Raw genomic sequence first — 480 nt, forward strand, 5'->3', positions numbered from 1 at the left:
CTGCAATAGTTGCCTGAGCAGGGCAGGCGTAAGGTTTTCCGTTTCCAGCTGATCCAACGCCAGATACAGGCGAGACATGTGAATGCCCCGTGCAGTGGCGTCTACGAGATTGACGCCGGCATCTATTTTCGCGCTGAGGCGTTGGCCGTTGATTAATACCGGGGAAGCAATGCCGCACATACCGACCCATTCAAGCGCTATTGCTTGCTGGGATGACTGCGCGGCGACATCTGGCAAAGTCAGCGCATTCATAAAGTGAGATCCGTCGCAGAGTGTTTTGACATGTTATATTATAACTATAAAGTCGACGATGCTTTTTTGCTGGGGCATACACACAGCAATCTTGAGTACGGATGCTCCCTTATCTGCGGTACAGGCCATGCACAGACGTCAACTGCTCAACTGGCTGCTTGCCAGTTCCGTATTCACATTGCCGCTGGGAATTTCAGCTGCCCAAATTCAGCACGCCAGGCTATGGCG

1 protein-coding gene is annotated in these 480 nt (G+C 52.3%); it reads right to left on the minus strand.

The features are described from left to right. Window positions 1-252: GTP cyclohydrolase, FolE2/MptA family (locus tag JWG43_RS17875; protein ID WP_205244299.1), on the minus strand; the 252-nt coding region annotated here is incomplete at its 3' end. Window positions 253-480: the final 228 nt, after the last annotated feature.

Origin of the sequence: Desulfobulbus alkaliphilus (genome assembly GCF_016918545.1) — a bacterium.
In the GTDB taxonomy this organism is placed as follows: domain Bacteria; phylum Desulfobacterota; class Desulfobulbia; order Desulfobulbales; family Desulfobulbaceae; genus Desulfobulbus; species Desulfobulbus alkaliphilus.